This window comes from Cyanobacteriota bacterium (assembly GCA_025054735.1).
Classification (GTDB): domain Bacteria; phylum Cyanobacteriota; class Cyanobacteriia; order SKYG9; family SKYG9; genus SKYG9.
The window spans coordinates 1-1,826 of the sequence record JANWZG010000579.1 but is presented as its reverse complement, the minus strand read 5'-3'; the positions used below and the strand labels follow the sequence as shown (position 1 = coordinate 1,826).

Sequence of the window (1,826 nt, the reverse complement as noted above, 5' to 3'; positions counted from 1 at the left end):
ACCAATCACGATTGCCAATCGCAATGATTCGGGCTTAGTAAACCGTCCTTCAAAAACAGCCATTAATGCCTAGCAATGAACACACAACAACTTCAGACCATTAGCCTTATACCACCAGATAGTTTAGTACACCCACAATAATCACCAACAGTACCCAAATCCCGGAACCTAGGAACAGTAATCGCTTTGACTGATCCCAGTTTTGAGGCGACGCATAGGCTACGGGTACACCGATGACCATCACAAATGAAAGAGCAACCAGGGCGAATAAAAAAAGCTGAAACACGATCGACATGGTTTTTGAATCTCCGAATACTAATTGCAGACAAGCCCAAAACCCTGACAGCAAGGTCTTAGTCTTGTACATCTCCCTCTTGTAACCCTACCAGAAAAGGTGCCTTGCCAGCGATCGATTTCCCAAGCAGCACAGACTGAAATTCTCTGAATACTATCTCCACAACCCTATCAGTATAGTACAAGCTCAAGTTTCCACTACAAGCTATCTGCATTGGAAATTTAGGGAATAGCACAAGCCCAGCAGATATGGATGCAACAGCCCCTCCACCCTGCGGGAAGCAAGCTACACTACCCAACCTCTTCTCCCAGTAGGGAGAGGAGAGAATTCGGGTTGAGGTTCCCCTCTGGGAGAGAAATTTAGGGTGAGGATGGATGCTAACGGTACAATGCAAGCTGCTAGTAGGCTCGCAAAAGCTGCTCAGAGGACTGATACAAAAGTTTAAAAGAAAATCTAAGTCTGAAGAATCACCAAAGCACCCTTTTGTGTCTTGCTTGTGTACCTACAAACCTTGCTGGATGTGGACTTCAGCAAGCTATGACATCAGTTGATATATCTGTCCAAAGATTTACTTGCAGTAATAATACGATGACTAACTTAACACTATTCTCAGGAACCTAATGATAACATTCCTTTTACCTTACGATTACTTTTCTTTATCGTTTTTTCCAGGAGCGTAGTCACCATGCTGAATAATCAAGTAAATGTTAAGCCAGATACAAGAAACCACAGAGGATTCTTTGTCCAGGAAGCATCTTACAAGTTTATGGGAGTTGATGATTCTGGATGGGCGTTAATCTGTATTGATGATGCAACCTGCCACTATGTTGATCCTGACGACCTGATGATAGGAGACCAAACTCAAGAGTAAACTCACTGAATACCTATCACCATTTGGTTCTAACGATTAAAGTCTTGCTCTAAAAGATTGTGATAAATATATCATCCGTAACCTATGGCAGGGCGGATGATTTTTTATGGCGCTCAATCGGAACACGAAAACCATGAAAACAATTGTCGCCGAAGCTAAAGCTCAAGGATTTACACCAGTTCCCCTCCCAAAGCGAGGGAGAGGGGCTAAGGATGTCTCTTTCTAGTCTGGAATAACTATAAGTCCATGCTTTTTGATTATGAATTGCCTAGGGTGACTAGGCTGATGAGGGTGCCACCATTCCACAGACCATGCAGCAAGATAGGGGCTAACAAGCTGCGCGATCGCAGATAGACGAAGCCTAAGACACAGCCCAAGGCCGTTAGGGGTAGCACTTCAGAGACACTGAGGTGGGCTAGAGCAAACAGGAAACTGCTGATGCCGATCGCCCCCCATGCTGGCAAGTAGCGAGTTAAGGAAGGCAGCAAAAATCCTCGAAACATAACTTCTTCAAATAGGGGGGCAGCGAGGGATGCTGTGGTGAAAAAACAAGCGATCGCCAAGGGGTCGCCGCTATCTAAAGCGATGGGTAGAATGGGGTTGCTGCCACCTTGACCTTGCCAAAGTTGTTGATTCAGCAGAGAAACGAGGATGACGATC

The 1,826-nt window shown here is 45.1% G+C and carries 3 protein-coding genes; 1 reads left to right on the top strand and 2 read right to left on the bottom strand.

What is annotated here, in order from left to right:
- Positions 1 to 106: 106 nt before the first annotated feature.
- Positions 107 to 295: a photosystem II reaction center protein PsbZ gene (gene psbZ, locus NZ772_18345; protein ID MCS6815517.1), complete on the bottom strand. Its 189-nt coding sequence runs from the start codon at positions 293 to 295 to the stop codon at positions 107 to 109.
- Positions 296 to 980: 685 nt separating this feature from the next.
- On the opposite strand from psbZ, the gene NZ772_18340 reads away from it, so the two are divergent.
- Positions 981 to 1,166 carry a hypothetical protein gene (locus tag NZ772_18340; GenBank protein ID MCS6815516.1) on the top strand — a complete coding sequence of 62 codons (186 nt, stop codon included), beginning with the start codon at positions 981 to 983 and terminating at the stop codon, positions 1,164 to 1,166.
- Between the two features lie 257 nt (positions 1,167 to 1,423).
- Here NZ772_18340 and NZ772_18335 read toward each other — a convergent pair.
- Positions 1,424 to 1,826 (bottom strand): CPBP family intramembrane metalloprotease (locus NZ772_18335; GenBank protein MCS6815515.1); only part of this gene is annotated, 403 nt, incomplete at its 5' end.